Below are 17,769 nucleotides of genomic sequence, written 5' to 3'. Positions count from 1 at the left end.
CCGTGCACCGCTACCCGATCGCCCTGGCCGAACTGGCCGACGAGGCGGCCCGGTTGCGGCACGCCAGTGCCCGGCCGATCGAGGGCGGCCGGGCGGAGGCGCCGGTGGCGCGATCGACGCGCCCGATCAGCCCGACCGGGACCGGTGAGAAAGACCGGTGAGAAGGGACCGGCCCTTGGGCCGGTACGGCGGCGGCCGTGATCAACTGTGCCGGGCCGTTAGCCGCGACGGCCGCCCCCTTGATCGAGGCGGCCCTGCGCGCGGGGATCCCGTATGTGGACGTGGCGGCGGAGATGGAGGCCAACGTCGACACGTTCACGCGTTTCACGGGCCGCGCCCGCATCGCGGGAGCGGTGGTCCTCCCCGCGATGGCCACGCCTAACCGATGCTGCCGAAGTCGGGGAGGATGAGCGAGCCGTCCTCCGCGAGCGTGAATCCGGGGTTGTGCGCGATCTCCCAGGCGTGGCCGTCGGGGTCGACGAAGGCGCCGGCGTAGAAGCCGATGGGGTTGACGGCCGCGGGCTTGGTGATGGTCGCTCCGGCCTGCTCCGCTGCCGCCAGCAGCGCGTCCACCTCTGCGTCGGAGCGCACGTTGTGCGCCAGGACGATCCCGCCGAAGTCGGCCGTCCCGCTGTCCGTCAGCGCGCAGTCCCGGGCGAGCTTGGCGCGTCCCCACAGGACCAGGGCCAGACCGCCCGCCTGGAAGAACACGGTCTCCTCGACCTCCTGCCCCCGCCAGCCCAGGGCCTCGTAGAAGGCGCGAGCACGCGCCACATCGGAAACTCCCAGCGTGACCAGGCTGATGCGCTGTTCCATGGGGCGACACTAACGCAGCCCCGAAAGGCCCTGCCATGCTCGCCTTCCCTTCATACGGCGCATATGACTCATACGACTCATATGACGGAACCAAGCTCGCGTACCACGTCGTCGGCGACGGCCGTCCCGTGATCTGCCTGCCAGGAGGACCGACGGACTCCGCATACCTGGGAGACCTCGGTGGACTGTCCGGGCACCGCCAGGTGATCAGGCTCGATCTCCGCGGCACCGGCCGGTCGGCGATGCCGGACGACCTCTCCTCCTGCCGAAGCGACCGGCTCGTCGACGACGTGGAGGCCCTGCGCCGCCACCTCGGCCTGGAGCGGATGGACCTGCTCGCGCACAGCGCCGGAGCGAATCCGGCCGTCCAGTACGCGGCCCGGCATCCGGAACGCGTCAGCAGACTCGCGCTGGTCACGCCGAGTGTGCGGGCCGTGGGCATCACGATCACCGGAGATCTCCGGCTGCGGACCGCGCGGCTGCGTCGGCACGAACCGTGGTTCCCGGAGGCGATCGCCGCCCTTGCGGCGATCGCGGCGGGCCAGGCCACCGACGACAGGTGGAAGGCCATCGCACCGCTGAACTACGGCCGTTGGGACGAGGCGGCCCGGGCCCATCAGGCGGCCGGGAACGAGCGGATGGACACGGAGATCGTGGCCGCGTTCGGTGCCGAGGGCGCGTTCGGCCCGGACGCCACCCGCGCCGCCCTGGCCCGGTTCACCGCGCCGGTGCTGTTGCTGGCCGGGGAGGTCGATCCGGGTGCGCCTCCGGCCACGACAGCCGAATTCGCCCGGCTGTTCCCGAACGCCGGGCTCGTCGTCCAGCCCGGTGCCGGGCACTACCCGTGGCTCGACGATGCCGACCGGTTCGTGGCGAGCGTCGCGGAGTTCCTGGACCAGGACTGACGGTCAAGCAGGCGGTTTCGCGTGTTCCCTGTGCCGGAGACAGGAGGCGGCGACGACGAAGGGCCACAGGGACTGCATGGAGGTCACCACGCGTTCGGCGACTCCGGGGGCGCCGTGGTGGTGCATCTCGACGACGAACCACGCCGCGCCGACGGTCATCAGCGCGGTCGCCGCGAGAGCGGGCGTCGGCCGCAGTCCCCAGGGCGCGGTGGCGCTGCGGTCTGCGGCCAGGACCGGCCACACCGCCAGGAGGCCGAAGCCCACCGCGGCGACCGAACCGTGGCGCAGGGAGCCGCCGCTGCTCGGCGCCGGGATCAGGACCACCGCGAGCGCCGCCACTCCCCCGCCGCCCAGCGCCAGGCGTCCGGCGAGTGCGGCCGGGCGCAGGCCCCAGGCGGTGAGCAGATGGCAGACGCCGAGCGCGAGCAGTGCTCCGGACATCACCCAGAATCCCGGCGACCCGTAGGCCGCCAGGACGCTGATCGTCTGGGTGACGGGGTCGTACGCGGACCCTTCCAGCGCCGCCGCGATCGTCCAGCCCGCGATCAGCAACAAGGGCGCACAACCCGACGAGAGCAGGATCCATCTCGGCACCAATTGCATCAAACGACTATAAAACGCCTCGCCGCCCCTACGTCACGTACACGCAGGCGCTCCCGCCTACGACAGGCCCGCAGGCGCGGTCTCAACGCCCGCTCTCAACGCCTGGTCTCACCGTCTCAGGTCCGCGTCCACCGCGGCCGCGACGACCCGGTCGCGCTCGGTGCTGCTGAACAGCCCCGCGGACAGATAGGTGTCGGCGAGGCCGCGCACCGCGCGCACGAACTGGGCGGAGGCCGCGAACGGCGCCTGCTGCCAGAGCGCGTCGAGGAAGGTCAGGCCGTCGGCGCGGGCGCGGTTGGGGACGCCCGAGTCAGCGGCGCCGAACACGACGACAGGCTCGGAGCGCCTGAAGTAGGCGTGGTAGCGGGTGTCGTCCCCGATGTGGAACGGGGCGAGGGTCAGTCCGTGCGTGGTGAAGTGCAGGGGCCTGCCCTCGGGCCGGATCGCGTCGGCCAGGTCGCCCCGGAGCGTGAAGTGCCGGTAGAAGGAGAAGGTGCGGAACGCCTGTTCGGGGTTCTGGGCCACCAGGAGTTACCGGCCCGTAGAACAGCGACTGGACGGCGGGGTCGTCCGGGGCCCGTTCGACGCGCAGCCGGTACGGCGTGGAGATGCCCACCCGGTCGCCGCTGCGCCACCTCCTGCTCAGCGTGAGATAGCTGCCGGGCACGGCCTGCACCCGCTGCCGGACCCCGTTCACGGTCACCGTGACGCCTGCCGTGGCCCAGCCCCTCCGCCTTCACCACGACCCGTTTCGAGGACTCCGACGCGCCGTCGCTGGCGGTGAGTTCGAGTGTGTATGTACCCGCCTCGGTGAAGCGCGCGACGGTCGTGGCGACGCGCGGGCCTTCGCGGTCTCGCCGAGCAGCTCGTACGCGCGGGCCGCCGCCAGGGCATTGCGTACACGTACGCCGATTCCGCGGTCGAGGTTCCCGGGCCGCCAGTCGAAGGACACCGCGTCGGCGTCGTTGCCGGTCATGGCGCCCCAGTCGTACTCGATCAGGCCGTTGCCGTCGTGGTCGTAGTGCTCCAGCTGGCCCCGCACGTTCTGTTCCGCGTACCGGGCGAGGTTCCAACTCGGCTTCGTCACCGAGGAGATCGCCCGCTCTGGTGGATACGGAACCGGTGTTGGTGAGGGCCAGGTTCGTCAAGGCGACGTTCGCGTCGGTGATGAACTTGGTCTGGGTCACCTCCAGGCCGGTGGCCTCGTGGGTGAACTCGCTGCGCCAGTGACTGGGGGTCTGTGTCCGGGCGCTGGTGTCCTCCCGGAGGGTGAGGTTCTCGCCGTTCACGGCCAGGGTGAGCGTGTAGGCGGAGCGGTTGTCGATGCTCTCCAGTACGCGACCTGGCCGGCGAAGCCGAGCCGCGCGGGGTCGTGTTCCTTCATGAACACCGCCCGGCCCCGGGTGAACAGCCAGTCGCCTGCCGGGTCCTCACCCTTGCGGGCCAGCATGCGGTCCATCCAGAAGTCGGTACCGTCCCCGGCCCTGCGGTCGGCCTCGTACTGGGCGCGCAGGGTGCGGTGCGGGGCGAAACCGGCGGGCAGTTCCGGCACGGGGGGGGCGGATCCGGAGTAGACCGGGTAGCCGATGGCCGAGTTGTCCGCGGCGGCCGGGCAGGTGGCGGCCAGCGAGGCCAGCAAGGCCAGGGCGAGCGCTCCGGCCACGGTTCCCCGACGGTGGCGTCTTCGCGGTGCGTGCATGGCTACCTCCCCTTGGGTGTTGCCGTCGGAAGCCACACGCGCATCGTCGAAGGCCCGCGGTTCGCCCAGAAGTAGTAGGGCACCAGGGCGATGCCGACGGTGGCGGCCTCCGCGGCCGGGTGTCCGAGCGGCTGGTACGGCCACGGCGTGTCGCCGTGTGCGGTGGGGTCCCCGGCGACGGTCACGGTTCCACCGGCCCCGTCCCTCGGTACGAACCCGCAGCGCGGCGAGGGAGGTGGTGATCTCTGCACCGGCGTACTGGTGCAGTTGCAGGCCACCGTTGTCCTCAGTCGCCAGACAACCGGGCAGGAGGGCCAGGGTGCGCGCGACGTTGGTCGGGCAGCAGGACACCTCGAACCACGGGGCGCGCAGACTCGATTCGGCACGCGGGCTCGGCGCGTCCGGGGCGGGCACGGTGCCGCGGTGGCGCCGGTGCAGGGTGTTGGCGTAGAAGAAGGCCCGGCCGTCCTCCGAGGGGGAGGTGGCGACCACGTTGAACAGGGTCCGCTCGGCCAGGTCGGCGAAGCGCGGCTCGCCGGTGGCGAGCAGCAGCCGCCAGCTGAGCATCACGGACGCGACGGCGGCGCAGGTCTCGGAGTAGGCGCGGTCCGGCGGCAGCACGAAGTCGTCGCCGAAGGACTCGTCCCGGTGGTGCGAGCCCATGCCGCCGGTCAGATACGTCCGCCGGGCGACCGTGGCCTCCCACTGCCGTACGACCGCCGCGAGCAGCGAGACGGGCGCGCTGATGGTCACCAGCCGCGGGTCGGCCTTGGAGTGCTTGTTGGACGCGAGTTCGGTGCGCGCCACCACGTCCTTGTGCGCGGCGACCACGTCGACCTGTGCCTTCTCGTCCAGGGACCAGGCGAGGAAGTTCCAGGCCTGGTCGGCCGACTCGCTGGTGGCGGAGATGCCGATGGCGTCGCCGCCGACGAAGGTCGACTTGCCGCCGTCGGGGCCCGGGATGGGCGCGACGCCGAGGTCGAGGTTCTTGGGCATCAGGCCCAGCGTGGTCGACGGCATCGGCATGACGCCGACCTTGCCCTTGGGGAAGACGCCGGTCCAGGTCGTGCCCGTCTCGTCACGTGCGCCGGGGGCCACGATGTCGTCGTTCACCCAGCCGCGGTAGGTGTCGTAGACCTGCTTCGCGGTGGCGGAGTCGAGGTGGGCCTCGGTACCGTCCTCGTTCACGCGAACAGGTCGGCCGCACCGCCGCGCAGGCCCTGTTCAGCGCGTTCACCGGCACCCGCCGCTCGGGCGTCGAGGCCCTGCCCTGCCGCGTGGTGATCAGGGGCTCCACGGCGCCGCTGTCCTGAGCCGCACCCGGACGGCTCCCGGGGCCGCCGTGGGTGATCGATTGCCGACGGATCGTCACCTCACAGCCCGGTTACGAATCCCTCAACCTGCGGTTGCGGTGCAGTGAGCGGGCGACGATGAGGGCATGACACTGGCCCAGCGCGCCCGGGAGCAACTGCAAGCCTGGCCCGACCTGACGGCAGCCCCGGCCAGTTGCGGCATCGGGCGGGCGCTCAGCTCCGGCCGGGACGAGATCGTCCACTTCCACTCCGACCGTGACGTGGACCTGCACCTCACCAGCCGGGCCATACAGCGGTTCCACTACGACCTCGTCGGCTCCAGTGCGATCCACCTGATCCCGGGATCGCACTGGGTGACCGTCCACCTCGACTGTGAAGCGGACATCGCCCTGCTGATGAGCCTGGTGAGCATCGCCCTGAAGTCCCATCAGGCCTGGCCCGCGACCGGCGCGGTGCCGCACGCCGGCTGCAACTTCCACCGCGTGACCGTGCTGTCGCGCGGCGCGGCCCTCGACGGCTGAGCCGACTGTGCCGATCGACCGACCGGGGCAGCGTGCGGGGCGCAACCCTCTCGCAACCTCCGCCGTGCTGTGCTGGCGGTGACCGGGCCGACGACGGGCCGGTGACCGCAGCGGCACTCACTGGGACGGACGGCATGTACGAGGAGAACCCCCGCGTCGAGCTCACCCCGGCGGCGGCCGGCCTGCTGCGCCGGCTGAGCGCGGCCCACGGCCCGCTGATGTTCCATCAGTCCGGCGGCTGCTGCGACGGCAGTGCCCCCATGTGCTACCCGGCCGGCGAGTTCCGCACCGGCGACTCGGACGTCCTGCTCGCGGAACTCGACGTCGAGGGCGTCGAGGAGCCGGTGACGTTCTGGATGTCGCGCAGCCAGTACGAGGTGTGGAGCCACACCCGGCTGATCGTGGACGTCGTACCCGGCCGCGGCAGCGGTTTCTCGCTGGAGGCACCCGAGGGGGTGCGTTTTCTCATCCGTTCCCGTGTAGTCGGCGCCTAGCCGTCTCGACGGTCTCCGTCGTCTGGTGCACTTCTCGCGAGCCCAGGAGAAGTTGACGAGACATCAGGGGGGACCGTGACACGTCACCGGCAGCGGCGCGCAGCGGGCAGAACCGGCAGATCCGTACGGGCGTTTCTCGCGGCGCTCACCGCACTGGCCGGGGCGGCCCTGCTGGGCGCGGCCCCGGCCGGCGCCGCGCCGAACGGCGCCGGCCGGATCGCACCCGGCGTGACGTACGAGCAGTTCGACATCCGGGCGTCGAAAGGTGTGACGCACGCCCACGTGCTGAGCGTCGACCTGAGCGACCCGCACGTCCGCGTCGGCCTGCTGTACCCGGGGGCGGTCGCCGCGCGGGCCACGGTGTCGCGGCTGGCCGACGCACAGGGTGCCGTCGCGGGCGTCAACGGTGACTTCTTCAACATCACCGAGACCCAGCATCCGGGCGTCGAGGCGACCGGCGCGAGCGTTGGACCGGCGATCGCGCAGGGCCGGGCGCTCAAGGCGGCGGTGCCGGACGGGCAGCGCTTCGGGCCCGCGCTGCCGCCCGGCACGACCACCGAGGACGTGATCGGCGTGGGGACGGACCGGCTGGCCCGGCTGGACCGCGTGGTCCTCGACGGCTCGATCCGCACGCCCGCCGGCGAGCTGCCGCTGCGCGGACTCAACCAGTACGCGCTGCCGGTCGGCTCGATCGGGGCGTTCACCTCGCAGTGGGGCAGCGTGTCGCGGCTGCGCGCCGTGTGCGGCACGGACACCGACCGGGCCGCTCCGTGCAGCACGGACACCTACGAGGTGACGGTCCGCCACGGCCGGGTGGCCTCGGCCGCCGACACCCCGGGCAGCGGACCCGTCGCGCCGGGGACGACCGTACTGGTCGGCCGCGAGGCGGGCGCCCAGCAGCTGCGGAAGTTCGCCGTCGGCGAGGCCGTCGAGGTGCGGCACGCTCTGGCGGCCGCGTCCCGGGTGGCGTACGAGTTCGTCGTCGGCGGCTACCCGGTGCTCAGGGGCGGGCAGCCGCTGCCCGGCCTGGACGGCGTGACCTCGGCGGTGCGCACCGCCGCCGGCATCGCGGACGGCGGGCGGCGCCTGGTGCTGCTCGCACTCGACGGCGCACCCCCGTACCGCACCGGTCTGACGATCGCCGAAGTGGCCGACGTCATGCGGACGCTGGGCTCCGTGGACGCCTTCAGCCTGGACGGCGGCGGGTCGTCGACGCTGGTGGCCCGCGCGCCGGGCGCGGCCGCAGTGTCCGTGCGCAACCATCCCAGCGGCGGCGCGGAACGCCCCGTACCCAACGGCATCGGGGTGTTCGCGGCGCCGTGACTCACGGTCTGAGGCTGCTGACGATGTCCGCGGTGGCCGTGAGGCCGCTGTGGATGGTCGGGGCGACGTTCGTGCTGGCCAGGTAGAACCCGAGTAGCAGGCACACCAGCGCGTGGGAGACCTTCAGCCCGCCGTTGCGCACGAAGATCACCGCCAGGATCGCGAGCAACAGCACCACAGAAATGGAAACGGCCATCGTCAACCTCCTCCGCCACGCCGCCTTGTCAGGGTTCACGGCGTTCGGCCGCAAGTGTGGCGTAGCGGAGGGTTCGTCCGTGCGGCTGGCCTGTCCGCCGAACGTGTGGTGTCGACGCCGCTTCCGGCGGTGCCGTTCGGTGGTGCTAGGCCGCGCCGTGGGCGTCGAGGAAGGCCTCCAGGCCGGCGAGGTCGTCGGTGTTGAGGTAGTCGACGCCCGCCGCGAGCAGCTCGGTCCACAGCGCGTCCCGGGCGGCGCCCGCCGTGTCGGGCGTGGCCCAGAACCGCACCTTCTGCCCGTGCGCGTGCGCCGCCCGCACGATGCCGTGCAGCTTGCGCCGCTCGGCGTCGGGGAAGGCGCCGATGCCCTGCCAGGTGAAGTTGAGCGTCCAGTTGTCGCTGACCAGCGGGATGAAGGAGGCCGGTGCGGAGCTGCCGAGGTCGGCGAGGCGGCCGTCGTAGAAGGCGCGGCGGACGCGCTGTGCCGCCATGGGCTTCCGGGCGGCGCGGTCGCCGGAGATCACCGCGGTGACCGGGCCGGGGAACACCCGGCCGTGGGCGTACGTCGTGAACAGGTGCCGGTAGCGCGCCAGGTGCCGGTCGAGTTCGAGGTACGTCGAGGAGCCCTCGGTCTTGATGTCGACGAGGAGTTGCAGGGATCCCCGGTGACCGCGGTACACGGAGCCGTGGCCCGCCCGGACGCGGGCGGCTAGCGGGTCGAGGTAGAGGGACTCAAGGGTGCGGGTGGGGTCGAGGTCCTCCGGGTCGTGGGCGACGAGGAGCTGGTCGCCGACCAGGTAGATGTCGGCCTCGACGCTGCCGAAGCGGTGGTCGAGGGCGTCGAGGAGGGGCCGCGGGTGCTCGTAGTCGTTGTGGGCGTGGGCGCGCCACAACGGGCGTGGCCAGTGCCGTTGTTCGCCCGCCAGCGCGCGCGTGGCGGGCAGGGCGACGGTGCCCGCGAGGGCGGCGCCGAGGGTGGTGAGGGCTCTGCGACGGGTGGTGAGGGCCATGCGCTGCCTCCCGGGGAGTGCCGTGTGGGACCGGATGGGGTACCACCCGGTCGAGCGAAGTCGAGACTGGGGGAGAGTATGCGGTCCCCGGCCGTCAAAGAGGCGTTGCGTGGCAGGAGTTGGCTGGACTGCCGTCGGGTGTTCACCGCCTCCCCGGGAGGGGCACGAAAAAGCCCGCCCCAGGTGGGGCGGGCTTCTCGCGGTCGTCAACCAGGTGTACGTCAGGGGGCGTGCAGGTCGACCAGTTCGGCCAGGGCGGCGCGGTGGGCGCCCGCCGTGCCGTACGCGATCGAGTCGGCCTTGGCCCGCTTCAGGCAGAGATGGACCGGGTGCTCCCAGGTCATGCCGATGCCGCCGTGCAGTTGCAGCGCTTCCTCGGCGGCGTGCACGGCGACGGGCGCCGCGTACGCCTGCGCGACGGCGACCGCCACGGCCCCCTCGTCGCCGTACTCGCCGGTCGCCAGCGCGTCGGCCGCGTTACGGGCGGCGGCGCGCAGGTTGACGACCTCCAGCCACAGCTGGGCGAGACGGTGCTTGAGCGCCTGGAAGCCGCCGACGGGCCGGTTGAACTGCTTGCGGTCCTTCAGATAGCGGACCGTCTCGGTCAGCGCCCAGTCGGCGACGCCGAGTTGCTCGGAGACCAGCAGACCGGCCCCGGCGCGCAGGGCGCGTCGTACGGCGGGCTCGGCATCGCCCAGCAGGAGGCCGGGCGCGGCGTCCAGCGTCACGGTCGCCACCGGCCGGGTCAGGTCCAGGGACACCTGCGGGGTGACGGTCACGGCGGCTGCGTCCGAGGTGACTACCGCGTACAGCCCGCCGTCGTCCGCGGGCACCAGCAGCACGTCGGCGACGGCCGCGTCCGCGATGCCGGTCAGCTCACCGTGCAGGGCGCCGCCTTCATGCCGTACGACCTTGTACGCGCTGCCCGGAGCCACGTTCAGCGCGACGGCGAGGGCGCCGATCCGCCGTGCGGACGCCAGGTCGGCGAGCAGGCCCTCTTCGGCCTCGCACGCCAGCAGCGCCTCGGTGGCGACGACGGCGCTGGTGAGATACGGCACGGGGGCGACGGCCCGCCCCAACTCCTCCAGGACCACGGCGGCTTCGCGGTGCGTGGCCCCCTGGCCGCCCCGTTCCTCGGGCACCAGCAGGCCCGCGAGGCCCATCCCGTCGGCGAGCGCCTTCCACAGCGACAGGTCGTGCGGGGCGTCGGACTCGGTGCGGGCGATCACGCCCGCCGCGTCGCAGTGGTCGGTGAGCAGGTCCCGGACGGCGGAGCGGAGCGCCTCTTCCTCCTCCGAGTACAGCAGGTCGGGCTGTGTGCTCATCGGGCGAGGTCCTTCCAGGCGACGTCCTTGTCGGTGCGCGGCTCGGCGGGCAGACCCAGGACGCGCTCGGCGACGATGTTCAGCAGGACCTCGCTGGTCCCGCCCTCGATGCTGTTGCCCTTGGAACGCAGATAGCGGTACCCGGCGTCGCGGCCGGTGAAGTCGACCAGCTCCGGGCGGTGCATGGTCCAGTCGTCGTACAACATGCCCTCTTCGCCGAGGAGTTCCACCTCCAGGCCGCTGATCTCCTGGTTGAGGCGGGCGAAGGCGAGCTTCAAGCCGGAGCCTTCAGGGCCGGGGTGGCCGGCGACGAGCTGCTGGCGCAGCCGTTCGCCGGTGAGGCGGGCGACCTCGGCCTCCACCCAGAGTTTCAGCAGCCGCTGGTACAGGTCGTGGGTGCGCAGGTCGGGGCGTTCGCGCCAGGTCCTGGCGGCCGGGCCGATCATGCCGCCCTCGCGCGGGATACGCATGCCGCCGATGGAGACGCGCTCGTTCATCAGGGTCGTCTGCGCGACCCGCCAGCCGTCGCCGACCTCACCGAGGCGCCGCGAGTCCGGGATGCGGACGTCGGTCAGGAACACCTCGTTGAACTCGGCCTCGCCGGTGATCTGGCGCAGCGGCCGCACCTCGACGCCGGGGTCGGTCATGTCGCAGACGAAGTACGTGATGCCCTGGTGCTTGGGCACGTCCGGGTCGGTGCGGGCGATGAGGATCGCCCAGCGGGCCACGTGCGCGCTGGACGTCCACACCTTCTGCCCGTTGACCACCCAGCCGTCGCCTTCCCGAACGGCCCGCGTGCCGAGGGCGGCCAGGTCGGATCCGGCGCCGGGCTCGCTGAACAGCTGACACCAGACCTCCTCGCCTGTCCACAGCGGCCTCAGGTACCGCCGCTGCTGCTCCTCGGTGCCGTAACGGAGGATGGTCGGCGCGGCCATTCCCAGCCCGATACCGATGCGCCGCGGGTCGTTGTCGGGAGCGCCGGCGGCCTCCAACTCGGCGTCCACGACGGCTTGGAGGGAGCGGGGCGCACCGAGTCCGCCGAGGCCCTCGGGGTAGTGCACCCAGGCGAGTCCGGCGTTGAAGCGGGCCTTGAGGAAGTCCGGGCGGTCCGTGGTCGCGGGCGGATGGTCCGCCAGCAACCCCCGCGTGCGGCGGCGCAGTTCTTCGGCGTCGGTCATGTTGCCCCCTCCATCACGACGGCGATCCGGCCGGTGCTCAGACCGTCCGCCACCTTCTGCACGGCGCTCGCGGCCCCGCCGAGCGGCACCCGCTCGCTCACCAGCGGCCGGATCGCGCCCCGGGCGGCCAGTTCGGTGAGCTGCTCATGGCAGTGCTGGACCAGCTTGGGGTTCTTGGTGTTGTACAGGCCCCAGTGCAGGCCGAGGATCGAGTAGTTCTTCACAAGTGCGTGGTTCAGCCCTGGGCTGGGGATCGAGCCGCTCGCGAAGCCGACGACCACGATCCGGCCCTCGAAGGCGACGACCTTGGCGGACTGAGCGTAGGCCTCGCCGCCGACGGGGTCGTAGATGACGTCGGCGCCCCGGCCGCCGGTGGCCTCCTTCACGGCGGCGACCACGTCCTCGGCGGACTCGGCGCGCCGGTCGATGACCACGTCGCAGCCCAGCTCCCTTGCCACGGCGGCCTTCTCGGCGCCGCCCACGACGCCGATGACGGTCGCTCCGGCCGCCTTGCCGAGCTGCACGGCCGCGCTGCCGACCCCTCCTGCGGCAGCGTGGACGAGCAGTGTCTCGCCGGCCTCCAGGCGGGCCCGGCGGTGCAGGCCGAACCAGCCCGTCTGGTAGCCGATGTGCAGGGCGGCAACCTCGGCGTCGTCAAGGGCGTCCGGTGCGGGCAGGAGGGCGGCGGCGTCCGCGACGGCGTACTCGGCGAAACCGCCGTACGGCAACGCGGGGTTGGCGATGACGCGCCGGCCGTCCTCGCTCTCGCCGCAGATCTCCACGCCCGGGGTGAACGGCAGCGGCGGCCTGACCTGGTACTGGCCCCGGCACAGCAGGGCGTCCGGGAAGTTGATGTTCGCGGCGCGCACCTTCAGCAGGACCTGGCCGTCGCCGGGCGTCGGCGGCGCCACGTCCGTCAGGCGCATCACCTCGCTCGGCTCGCCGTTCTCGTGCACCTGCCATGCCTGCATGCGGAGCCTCCACGGGGCTGCGGTGTCTGACCGGGGTCACCGCATACTAAGCGGTCGCTTGACGATCAGGGAACAGTCGCGTGCGTCACGCAGGCTCTCAGCCCGCCTTCTTCGGCCGTGCCCGTACGTGCATCCGCTCGCCCTGCGGCCCGAACAGGCTGAGGAATTCGACCGGCCCGTCCCCCGTGGACCCGAACCAGTGCGGGACCCGGGTGTCGAACTCGGCGGCCTCCCCCGCCCCCAGCACCACGTCGTGGTCGCCGAGCACCAGCCGCAGCCGCCCGGACAGCACGTACATCCACTCGTAGCCCTCGTGGACCCGTGGGTCGGGTTCGAGGCGGCGCGGAGGCTCGATCACCTTGTACGCCTGGAGCCCGCCGGGCTGCCGGGTGAGCGGGATCATCGTCCGGCCGTCCCGGGTGATCGGCTCGGCCCGCACCCGGGGGTCCCCTACTGGCGGGGCGCCCACCAACTCGTCCAGCGCCACGCCGTGCGCCCGCGCGATCGGCAGCAGCAGTTCGAGGCTGGGTTTGCGCAGCCCCGACTCCAGGCGCGAGAGGGTGCTGACGGAGATGCCGGTCGCCTCGAAGAGCGCGGCGAGGGTCACCTCCCGGTCCTTCCGGATCTTTCTCAGCCTGGGACCCACACCCGCGAGAACCTCGTCCGTCGTCATGGACGTATTGCAGTTTCGGCAATGCTGTTTGTCAATCCCGCAGCGGTCGGGCGACTGTCGTGGTGGAGGTGGTCACGATGACCGAGACGTGCTGGGAGGTGCGCGACGAGCGGTTCGGGGTGCTCGCGTCCGGCCCGATGAGCGTGCACCAGGTGCTGATGGTGTCGCAGTGGTCGAAGGACACACGGCTGTTCCTGCACACGGTCCCCGAGGAGGAACTGTCCGGCCAGGACCTGCGCCGGCTCGCCGCGGCCGGGGTGGACGTGGTGCCCGGCGAGGTCACTGAGCTGCTGGTCGAGAACGACCGGCTCACCGGGCTCCGCCTCGCGGACGGCACGACGCACGCCCGCTCGGTGCTGTACGTCGGGCCGCGTCCCGTCCCGCAGACCGGCCTGCTGGAGCGGCCGGGCGCCGAGCTGAGACCCCGTTCGGCGCGTATCCCGTAGTCGACCCGACGGGCCTGACGACCGTCCCCGGCGTCTGGGCCGCGGGCAACGCGATCGGATGCGCCGAACAGGTCGTCCACGCGGCCGGCGGCGGCTACCGCGCGGCAGCCGCGATCGTCGGGGACATGCTGATGACCGACCTGGACACGGCGGTGGCGGCGTAGGGTGCCGCCACCAGAAACAGCCGGGGGCGACGCGAAGGGCGGTCCAGAACCGCCGCCGTCCCGGACAGCCAGGGGCCCACGCACGGGCAGCACTGACGCGCCGCCGTCCCGGACAGCCGGGGGCTGCCACACGGGCAGCGCAGGCGCCCCCGTCCCGGACAGCCAAAGGCCGCCACACGGGCAGCACGGCCCCACCGCCATCCCTCAGCAGCCGAACCTGACGCAGCCGCGACGACAGGAGCCGACACCACCCAGGAGAGCCGGAGGCCAACACACAGACGACACACAACCGCGCCCCCACCCCGGACAGCCAAAAGTCGCCACGCGGGCACAACGGGCCCACCGCCATCCCCGAACAGCCGAGCCCGACACAGCCGCGACGACAGGAGCCGACACCCAGGTATGGCGACTGGAACCGCCGCCGCACCGCGCTTCCCGGCGCGGGCGCGGGCTGCCCGGCAGGGATGGCACGGGACCGCCACCGCCGGCCGGGCCGGCGCAGGACCGCCACCGCCCCATCCGCGGCAGCGCCGGACCGGCGTCCCACGGCCGTGTGACGACACAGATCCGCCGCCACCCGGCCCCGGCGGCGCACATCCGCCGTCGTCCGGGTGTGGAGGCCCCGCCTCCGTTGCACCATGGCTGCATGTTGCTGGCCCGCCTGGCCCAGGTGTCCCGGGAGGTCGCCGCCACCTCGGCGCGGTCCCGGAAGATCGCGCTGCTCGCGGAGCTGTTCCGGGACGCGGAGGCGGACGACGTGCCGGTCGTGATCCCGTATCTGGCGGGACGGCTGCCCCAGGGGCGGCTCGGCGTCGGCTGGAAGGTGCTCAGCCGCCCGGTCGCCCCGGCCCCCGAGCCCGGCCTCACCGTGCGCGAGGTCGATGCCCGGCTGACCGAGCTCGGTGCGGTGTCCGGCCCCGGCTCCCAAGCGGAACGATCCCGGCTCGTCGGCGAGTTGATGAGCGCGGCCACTGCGGACGAGCAGCGCTTTTTGCTCGGGCTGCTCACCGGCGAGGTCCGGCAGGGCGCACTGGACGCGGTCGCGGTCGAGGGCCTGGCCGGGGCGACCGGGGCGCCCCCGGCGGACGTCCGGCGGGCGGTGATGCTCGCCGGTTCCCTGCAGGCGGTGGCCGAGGCCCTGCTCGCGGACGGGCCCGCCGCGCTGGAGCGGTTCCGGCTGACCGTCGGCCGCCCGGTGCTGCCGATGCTGGCGCACAGCGCCTCCTCGGTCGCCAAGGCGGTCGACAAGCTGGGCGCCTGCGCGGTCGAGGAGAAGCTGGACGGCATCCGCGTTCAGGTCCACCGGGACGGCGACACCGTACGGATCTACACCCGCACCTTGGACGACATCACCGACCGCCTGCCCGAACTGACCGCCACCGCACTCGGGTTGAGGGGCGAGCGGTTCATCCTCGACGGCGAGGTGATCTCCTTCGACGCGGACGGACGGCCGCGCTCCTTCCAGGAGACCGCCGGACGGGTGGGCTCCCGCGTCGACGTGGCCACTGCCGCCCGCGAGGTCCCGGTCTCCCCCGTGTTCTTCGACGCCCTGTCCGTCGACGGCCGCGACCTGCTCGGCCTGCCGTTCGCCGAACGGCACGCGGAGCTGGCCCGGCTCGTGCCGGAGCCGATGCGGGTACGGCGCACGCCGGTGTCCGGGCCGGAGGACGTCCGCACGGCGGAAGAGTTCCTGGCCAAGACGCTGAAGCGCGGCCACGAGGGCGTCGTCGTCAAGGCGCTCGACGCCGCCTACAGTGCGGGCCGGCGCGGCGCGGCCTGGCTGAAGGTCAAGCCCGTCCACACCCTCGACCTCGTCGTCCTGGCCGCCGAGTGGGGCCACGGCCGCCGCACCGGCAAGCTGTCCAATCTGCACCTGGGTGCCCGCACCGCCGACGGCGGCGTCGCGATGCTCGGCAAAACCTTCAAGGGCATGACGGACGCGATGCTGGCCTGGCAGACCGAGCGGCTCCAGGAGCTGGCTGTCGAGGACAACGGCTGGGTGGTCACCGTACGCCCCGAACTCGTCGTCGAGATCGCCTACGACGGCCTGCAGCGGTCCACCCGCTACCCGGCCGGCGTCACCCTCCGCTTCGCCCGCGTCGTCCGCTACCGCGAGGACAAACGCCCGGAGGAGGCCGACACGGTGGAGACCCTGCTCGCCGCGCACCCGGAGGTACGGCCGTGAAGGGCTGGCGGAGCGCCGGCCTGCTGCTGTTCCGGCGAGCCGACGACGGCCTGGAGGTGCTGCTCGGCCACATGGGCGGCCCGTTCTTCGCGAAGCGGGACGCGGGTGCGTGGACCGTGCCGAAGGGCGAGTACGACCCGGACGAGCCCGCGTGGGAGGCCGCCCGCCGGGAGTTCCAGGAGGAGCTGGGGCTGCCGCCGCCCGACGGCGAGGCCGTACCACTGGGCGAGGTCCGGCAGACCGGCGGCAAGATCGTCACCGCCTGGGCGGTCGAGGCCGATCTTGACCCGGCGACGATCGACCCCGGCACGTTCACGATGGAGTGGCCGCCGCGGTCCGGGCGCTTCCAGGAGTTCGCCGAGCTGGACCGGGTGGCGTGGTTCGGCCTGGACCGGGCGCGCGAGGTGATCGTGCAGGCGCAGGCCGCGTTTCTCGACCGGCTGGCGGAGCACTCGGACTGAACAGCCGTCCATGCGTTGCGGCGCCCACCGCCGCGCGGGAAGGTCGAAACACAGGTCGCTCCGAGGGAGGTCAGCCATGCCCATCGCGACGGTGAACCCGGCGAACGGCGAGACGGTCAGGACGTACGAGGCCATGGGCGAGGAGGAGATCGAGCGCCGGCTCCAGCTCGCCGAGGCCACCTTCCGTACGTACCGCACGACGTCCTTCGACGAGCGGGCGCGCCTGTTGCGCCGGGCCGCGGAGCTGCTCGACGAGGACACGGAGGACGTCGCGCGCATGATGACCACCGAGATGGGCAAGCCGGTCAGGCAGGCCCGCGCGGAGGCGACGAAGTGCGCGAAGGCGATGCGCTGGTACGCCGAGCACGCCGAGGAACTGCTCGCCGACGAGGAGCCCGCCGAGTACGACGTGAAGGACTCCGGTGCCTCCCGCGTCCGGGTGCGCTACCGGCCGCTCGGCCCGGTGCTCGCGGTCATGCCGTGGAACTTCCCGCTGTGGCAGGTGGTCCGGTTCGCCGCGCCCGCGCTGATGGCGGGCAACGTCGGCCTGCTCAAGCACGCCTCGAACGTGCCGCAGACCGCGCTGTACCTGGAGGACCTGCTGCACCGGGCGGGCTACCCCGAGGGCTGCTTCCAGACCCTGCTCGTCCCCGCCCGCACGGTCGACGACATCCTGCGCGACGAGCGGGTGAAGGCGGCGACGCTCACCGGCAGCGAGCCCGCGGGCCGGGCGGTCGCCTCCACCGCCGGGGAGATGGTCAAGAAGACGGTGCTGGAGCTGGGCGGCAGCGACCCGTACGTGGTGATGCCGTCCGCCGACCTGGACCGGGCCGCGCAGGTCGCGGTGACCGCGCGGGTGCAGAACACCGGGCAGTCGTGCATCGCCGCCAAAAGGTTCATCGTGCACACGGACGTCTACGACGCGTTCGCCGAGCGGTTCGTGCGGGGCATGAACGCGCTGAAGACCGGTGACCCACTGGACGAGGACACCGAGGTCGGGCCGCTGTCCAGCGAGAAGGGCCGGGACGACCTTGAGGAGCTGGTGGACGACGCGGTGCGCGGCGGCGCGCGCGTGCTGTGCGGCGGGGAGCGTCCCGACCGGCCCGGCTGGTACTACCCGCCGACCGTGCTCGCCGGTGTCACCCGGGAGATGCGCATCCACCGGGAGGAGGCGTTCGGGCCGGTGGCCGCGCTGTACCGGGCGGGTGACCTGGACGAGGCCTTGCTGATCGCCAACGACTCGCCGTTCGGGCTGAGTTCCAACGTCTGGACGCGGGACGGGGAGGAGGTCGAACGGTTCGTGCGGGATCTGGAGGCGGGGAGTGTGTACCTCAACGGGATGACGGCGTCTCACCCGGCGTTTCCGTTCGGTGGCGTGAAGCGGTCGGGGTACGGGCGTGAGCTGTCCGGGCATGGAATCCGGGAGTTCTGCAACATCACGACGGTTTGGCACGGTGCGTGAGCGCTGCGCGGTTACGATCGCGGGT

19 protein-coding genes and 3 pseudogenes are annotated in these 17,769 nt (G+C 72.6%); 10 read left to right on the top strand and 12 right to left on the bottom strand.

Annotated elements, in window-relative coordinates; translation table 11 throughout:
* Positions 1 to 2: 2 nt before the first annotated feature.
* Positions 3 to 161, top strand: coding sequence for a hypothetical protein (locus tag H8R17_RS20935; RefSeq protein WP_187824785.1), 159 nt, complete (start codon positions 3 to 5; stop codon positions 159 to 161).
* Positions 162 to 188: 27 nt separating this feature from the next.
* Positions 189 to 374: pseudogene (locus H8R17_RS47085) on the top strand (saccharopine dehydrogenase); the annotation flags it as partial.
* A 4-nt stretch (positions 375 to 378) separates the two neighbouring features.
* On the opposite strand, the gene H8R17_RS20930 reads toward H8R17_RS47085, so the two are convergent.
* Complete coding sequence (locus H8R17_RS20930) at positions 379 to 816, bottom strand: VOC family protein (protein ID WP_187824742.1); 438 nt, start codon at positions 814 to 816, stop codon at positions 379 to 381.
* Positions 817 to 851: 35 nt separating this feature from the next.
* Here H8R17_RS20930 and H8R17_RS20925 point away from each other — a divergent pair, with 35 nt between their 5' ends.
* Positions 852 to 1,721: an alpha/beta fold hydrolase gene (locus tag H8R17_RS20925; RefSeq protein WP_187824741.1), complete on the top strand. Its 870-nt coding sequence runs from the start codon at positions 852 to 854 to the stop codon at positions 1,719 to 1,721.
* A 3-nt stretch (positions 1,722 to 1,724) separates the two neighbouring features.
* Here the strand turns inward: H8R17_RS20925 and H8R17_RS20920 are convergent, their stop codons facing one another.
* From H8R17_RS20920 to H8R17_RS47070, 5 genes and pseudogenes are all read right to left on the bottom strand, one after another.
* Positions 1,725 to 2,324, bottom strand: coding sequence for a DUF998 domain-containing protein (locus tag H8R17_RS20920; protein ID WP_187824740.1), 600 nt, complete (start codon positions 2,322 to 2,324; stop codon positions 1,725 to 1,727).
* Between the two features lie 108 nt (positions 2,325 to 2,432).
* Positions 2,433 to 2,849, bottom strand: coding sequence for a hypothetical protein (locus H8R17_RS48730; protein ID WP_316959482.1), 417 nt, complete (start codon positions 2,847 to 2,849; stop codon positions 2,433 to 2,435).
* A 211-nt stretch (positions 2,850 to 3,060) separates the two neighbouring features.
* Positions 3,061 to 3,411 carry a hypothetical protein gene (locus tag H8R17_RS20910; RefSeq protein ID WP_187824739.1) on the bottom strand — a complete coding sequence of 117 codons (351 nt, stop codon included), beginning with the start codon at positions 3,409 to 3,411 and terminating at the stop codon, positions 3,061 to 3,063.
* A gap of 614 nt (positions 3,412 to 4,025) precedes the next feature.
* Positions 4,026 to 4,106, bottom strand: a complete 81-nt coding sequence (locus tag H8R17_RS49310) for a hypothetical protein (RefSeq protein WP_399477040.1) — start codon at positions 4,104 to 4,106, stop codon at positions 4,026 to 4,028.
* 286 nt (positions 4,107 to 4,392) lie between these two features.
* Positions 4,393 to 5,187: pseudogene (locus tag H8R17_RS47070) on the bottom strand (extracellular solute-binding protein); the annotation flags it as partial.
* A gap of 274 nt (positions 5,188 to 5,461) precedes the next feature.
* Here H8R17_RS47070 and H8R17_RS20890 point away from each other — a divergent pair.
* The 3 genes from H8R17_RS20890 (at position 5,462) to H8R17_RS20880 (ending at position 7,674) form a co-directional block, all read left to right on the top strand.
* The gene (locus H8R17_RS20890; RefSeq protein WP_187824737.1) at positions 5,462 to 5,857 is read left to right on the top strand and encodes a luciferase family protein; all 396 of its coding nucleotides are present in this window, start codon (positions 5,462 to 5,464) and stop codon (positions 5,855 to 5,857) included.
* Between the two features lie 134 nt (positions 5,858 to 5,991).
* Positions 5,992 to 6,351 (top strand): DUF779 domain-containing protein, encoded by a 360-nt coding sequence (locus H8R17_RS20885; RefSeq protein ID WP_187824778.1) that lies wholly within the window; start codon positions 5,992 to 5,994, stop codon positions 6,349 to 6,351.
* Between the two features lie 75 nt (positions 6,352 to 6,426).
* Entirely contained in the window at positions 6,427 to 7,674 is a 1,248-nt protein-coding gene (locus tag H8R17_RS20880) for a phosphodiester glycosidase family protein (RefSeq protein ID WP_187824736.1), read from the top strand.
* Between the two features lies 1 nt (position 7,675).
* On the opposite strand, the gene H8R17_RS20875 is transcribed toward H8R17_RS20880, so the two are convergent.
* The 6 genes from H8R17_RS20875 to H8R17_RS20850 form a co-directional block, all read right to left on the bottom strand.
* Positions 7,676 to 7,870, bottom strand: coding sequence for a hypothetical protein (locus H8R17_RS20875; protein ID WP_187824735.1), 195 nt, complete (start codon positions 7,868 to 7,870; stop codon positions 7,676 to 7,678).
* A 145-nt stretch (positions 7,871 to 8,015) separates the two neighbouring features.
* On the bottom strand, positions 8,016 to 8,879 hold the full coding sequence (locus tag H8R17_RS20870) for a phosphatidylinositol-specific phospholipase C/glycerophosphodiester phosphodiesterase family protein (protein ID WP_187824734.1): 864 nt from the start codon (positions 8,877 to 8,879) through the stop codon (positions 8,016 to 8,018).
* 221 nt (positions 8,880 to 9,100) lie between these two features.
* A complete protein-coding gene (locus tag H8R17_RS20865) occupies positions 9,101 to 10,204 on the bottom strand; it encodes an acyl-CoA dehydrogenase family protein (protein ID WP_187824733.1) in 1,104 nt (367 codons plus the stop codon).
* Entirely contained in the window at positions 10,201 to 11,382 is a 1,182-nt protein-coding gene (locus H8R17_RS20860; RefSeq protein ID WP_187824732.1) for an acyl-CoA dehydrogenase family protein, read from the bottom strand. The genes H8R17_RS20865 and H8R17_RS20860 overlap by 4 nt, the downstream gene beginning before the upstream one ends.
* Complete coding sequence (locus tag H8R17_RS20855) at positions 11,379 to 12,353, bottom strand: NADPH:quinone oxidoreductase family protein (protein WP_187824731.1); 975 nt, start codon at positions 12,351 to 12,353, stop codon at positions 11,379 to 11,381. Before H8R17_RS20855 ends, H8R17_RS20860 begins: the two co-directional genes overlap by 4 nt.
* A 97-nt stretch (positions 12,354 to 12,450) precedes the next feature.
* Positions 12,451 to 13,026, bottom strand: coding sequence for a helix-turn-helix domain-containing protein (locus H8R17_RS20850; RefSeq protein ID WP_187824730.1), 576 nt, complete (start codon positions 13,024 to 13,026; stop codon positions 12,451 to 12,453).
* A 92-nt stretch (positions 13,027 to 13,118) separates the two neighbouring features.
* Between H8R17_RS20850 and H8R17_RS20845 the strand changes: the two are divergent.
* The 4 genes and pseudogenes from H8R17_RS20845 to H8R17_RS20830 all read left to right on the top strand — a co-directional run.
* Positions 13,119 to 13,636 (top strand): annotated as a pseudogene (locus tag H8R17_RS20845) (FAD-dependent oxidoreductase); the annotation flags it as partial.
* Positions 13,637 to 14,282: 646 nt separating this feature from the next.
* Positions 14,283 to 15,821 carry an ATP-dependent DNA ligase gene (locus tag H8R17_RS20840; RefSeq protein ID WP_187824729.1) on the top strand — a complete coding sequence of 513 codons (1,539 nt, stop codon included), beginning with the start codon at positions 14,283 to 14,285 and terminating at the stop codon, positions 15,819 to 15,821.
* Positions 15,818 to 16,282, top strand: a complete 465-nt coding sequence (locus H8R17_RS20835; protein WP_187824728.1) for an NUDIX domain-containing protein — start codon at positions 15,818 to 15,820, stop codon at positions 16,280 to 16,282. Before H8R17_RS20840 ends, H8R17_RS20835 begins: the two co-directional genes overlap by 4 nt.
* A 76-nt stretch (positions 16,283 to 16,358) precedes the next feature.
* Positions 16,359 to 17,744, top strand: a complete 1,386-nt coding sequence (locus H8R17_RS20830; protein WP_187824727.1) for an NADP-dependent succinic semialdehyde dehydrogenase — start codon at positions 16,359 to 16,361, stop codon at positions 17,742 to 17,744.
* Positions 17,745 to 17,769 lie beyond the last annotated feature (25 nt).

The organism is Streptomyces sp. TRM68367, assembly GCF_014495685.1.
GTDB lineage: Bacteria > Actinomycetota > Actinomycetes > Streptomycetales > Streptomycetaceae > Streptomyces.
This window is presented reverse-complemented; position numbering and strand designations above follow the sequence as displayed.

Excerpts from the sequence above, each read along its gene's own strand:
- H8R17_RS20930 (WP_187824742.1), bottom strand. The coding sequence starts at position 816 with ATGGAACAGCGCATCAGCCTGGTCACGCTGGGAGTTTCCGATGTGGCG.
- H8R17_RS20925 (WP_187824741.1), top strand. The coding sequence starts at position 852 with ATGCTCGCCTTCCCTTCATACGGCGCATATGACTCATACGACTCATAT.
- H8R17_RS20920 (WP_187824740.1), bottom strand. The coding sequence starts at position 2,324 with ATGCAATTGGTGCCGAGATGGATCCTGCTCTCGTCGGGTTGTGCGCCC.
- H8R17_RS20890 (WP_187824737.1), top strand. The coding sequence starts at position 5,462 with ATGACACTGGCCCAGCGCGCCCGGGAGCAACTGCAAGCCTGGCCCGAC.
- H8R17_RS20885 (WP_187824778.1), top strand. The coding sequence starts at position 5,992 with ATGTACGAGGAGAACCCCCGCGTCGAGCTCACCCCGGCGGCGGCCGGC.
- H8R17_RS20875 (WP_187824735.1), bottom strand. The coding sequence starts at position 7,870 with ATGGCCGTTTCCATTTCTGTGGTGCTGTTGCTCGCGATCCTGGCGGTG.
- H8R17_RS20870 (WP_187824734.1), bottom strand. The coding sequence starts at position 8,879 with ATGGCCCTCACCACCCGTCGCAGAGCCCTCACCACCCTCGGCGCCGCC.
- H8R17_RS20865 (WP_187824733.1), bottom strand. The coding sequence starts at position 10,204 with ATGAGCACACAGCCCGACCTGCTGTACTCGGAGGAGGAAGAGGCGCTC.
- H8R17_RS20860 (WP_187824732.1), bottom strand. The coding sequence starts at position 11,382 with ATGACCGACGCCGAAGAACTGCGCCGCCGCACGCGGGGGTTGCTGGCG.
- H8R17_RS20855 (WP_187824731.1), bottom strand. The coding sequence starts at position 12,353 with ATGCAGGCATGGCAGGTGCACGAGAACGGCGAGCCGAGCGAGGTGATG.
- H8R17_RS20850 (WP_187824730.1), bottom strand. The coding sequence starts at position 13,026 with ATGACGACGGACGAGGTTCTCGCGGGTGTGGGTCCCAGGCTGAGAAAG.
- H8R17_RS20840 (WP_187824729.1), top strand. The coding sequence starts at position 14,283 with ATGTTGCTGGCCCGCCTGGCCCAGGTGTCCCGGGAGGTCGCCGCCACC.
- H8R17_RS20830 (WP_187824727.1), top strand. The coding sequence starts at position 16,359 with ATGCCCATCGCGACGGTGAACCCGGCGAACGGCGAGACGGTCAGGACG.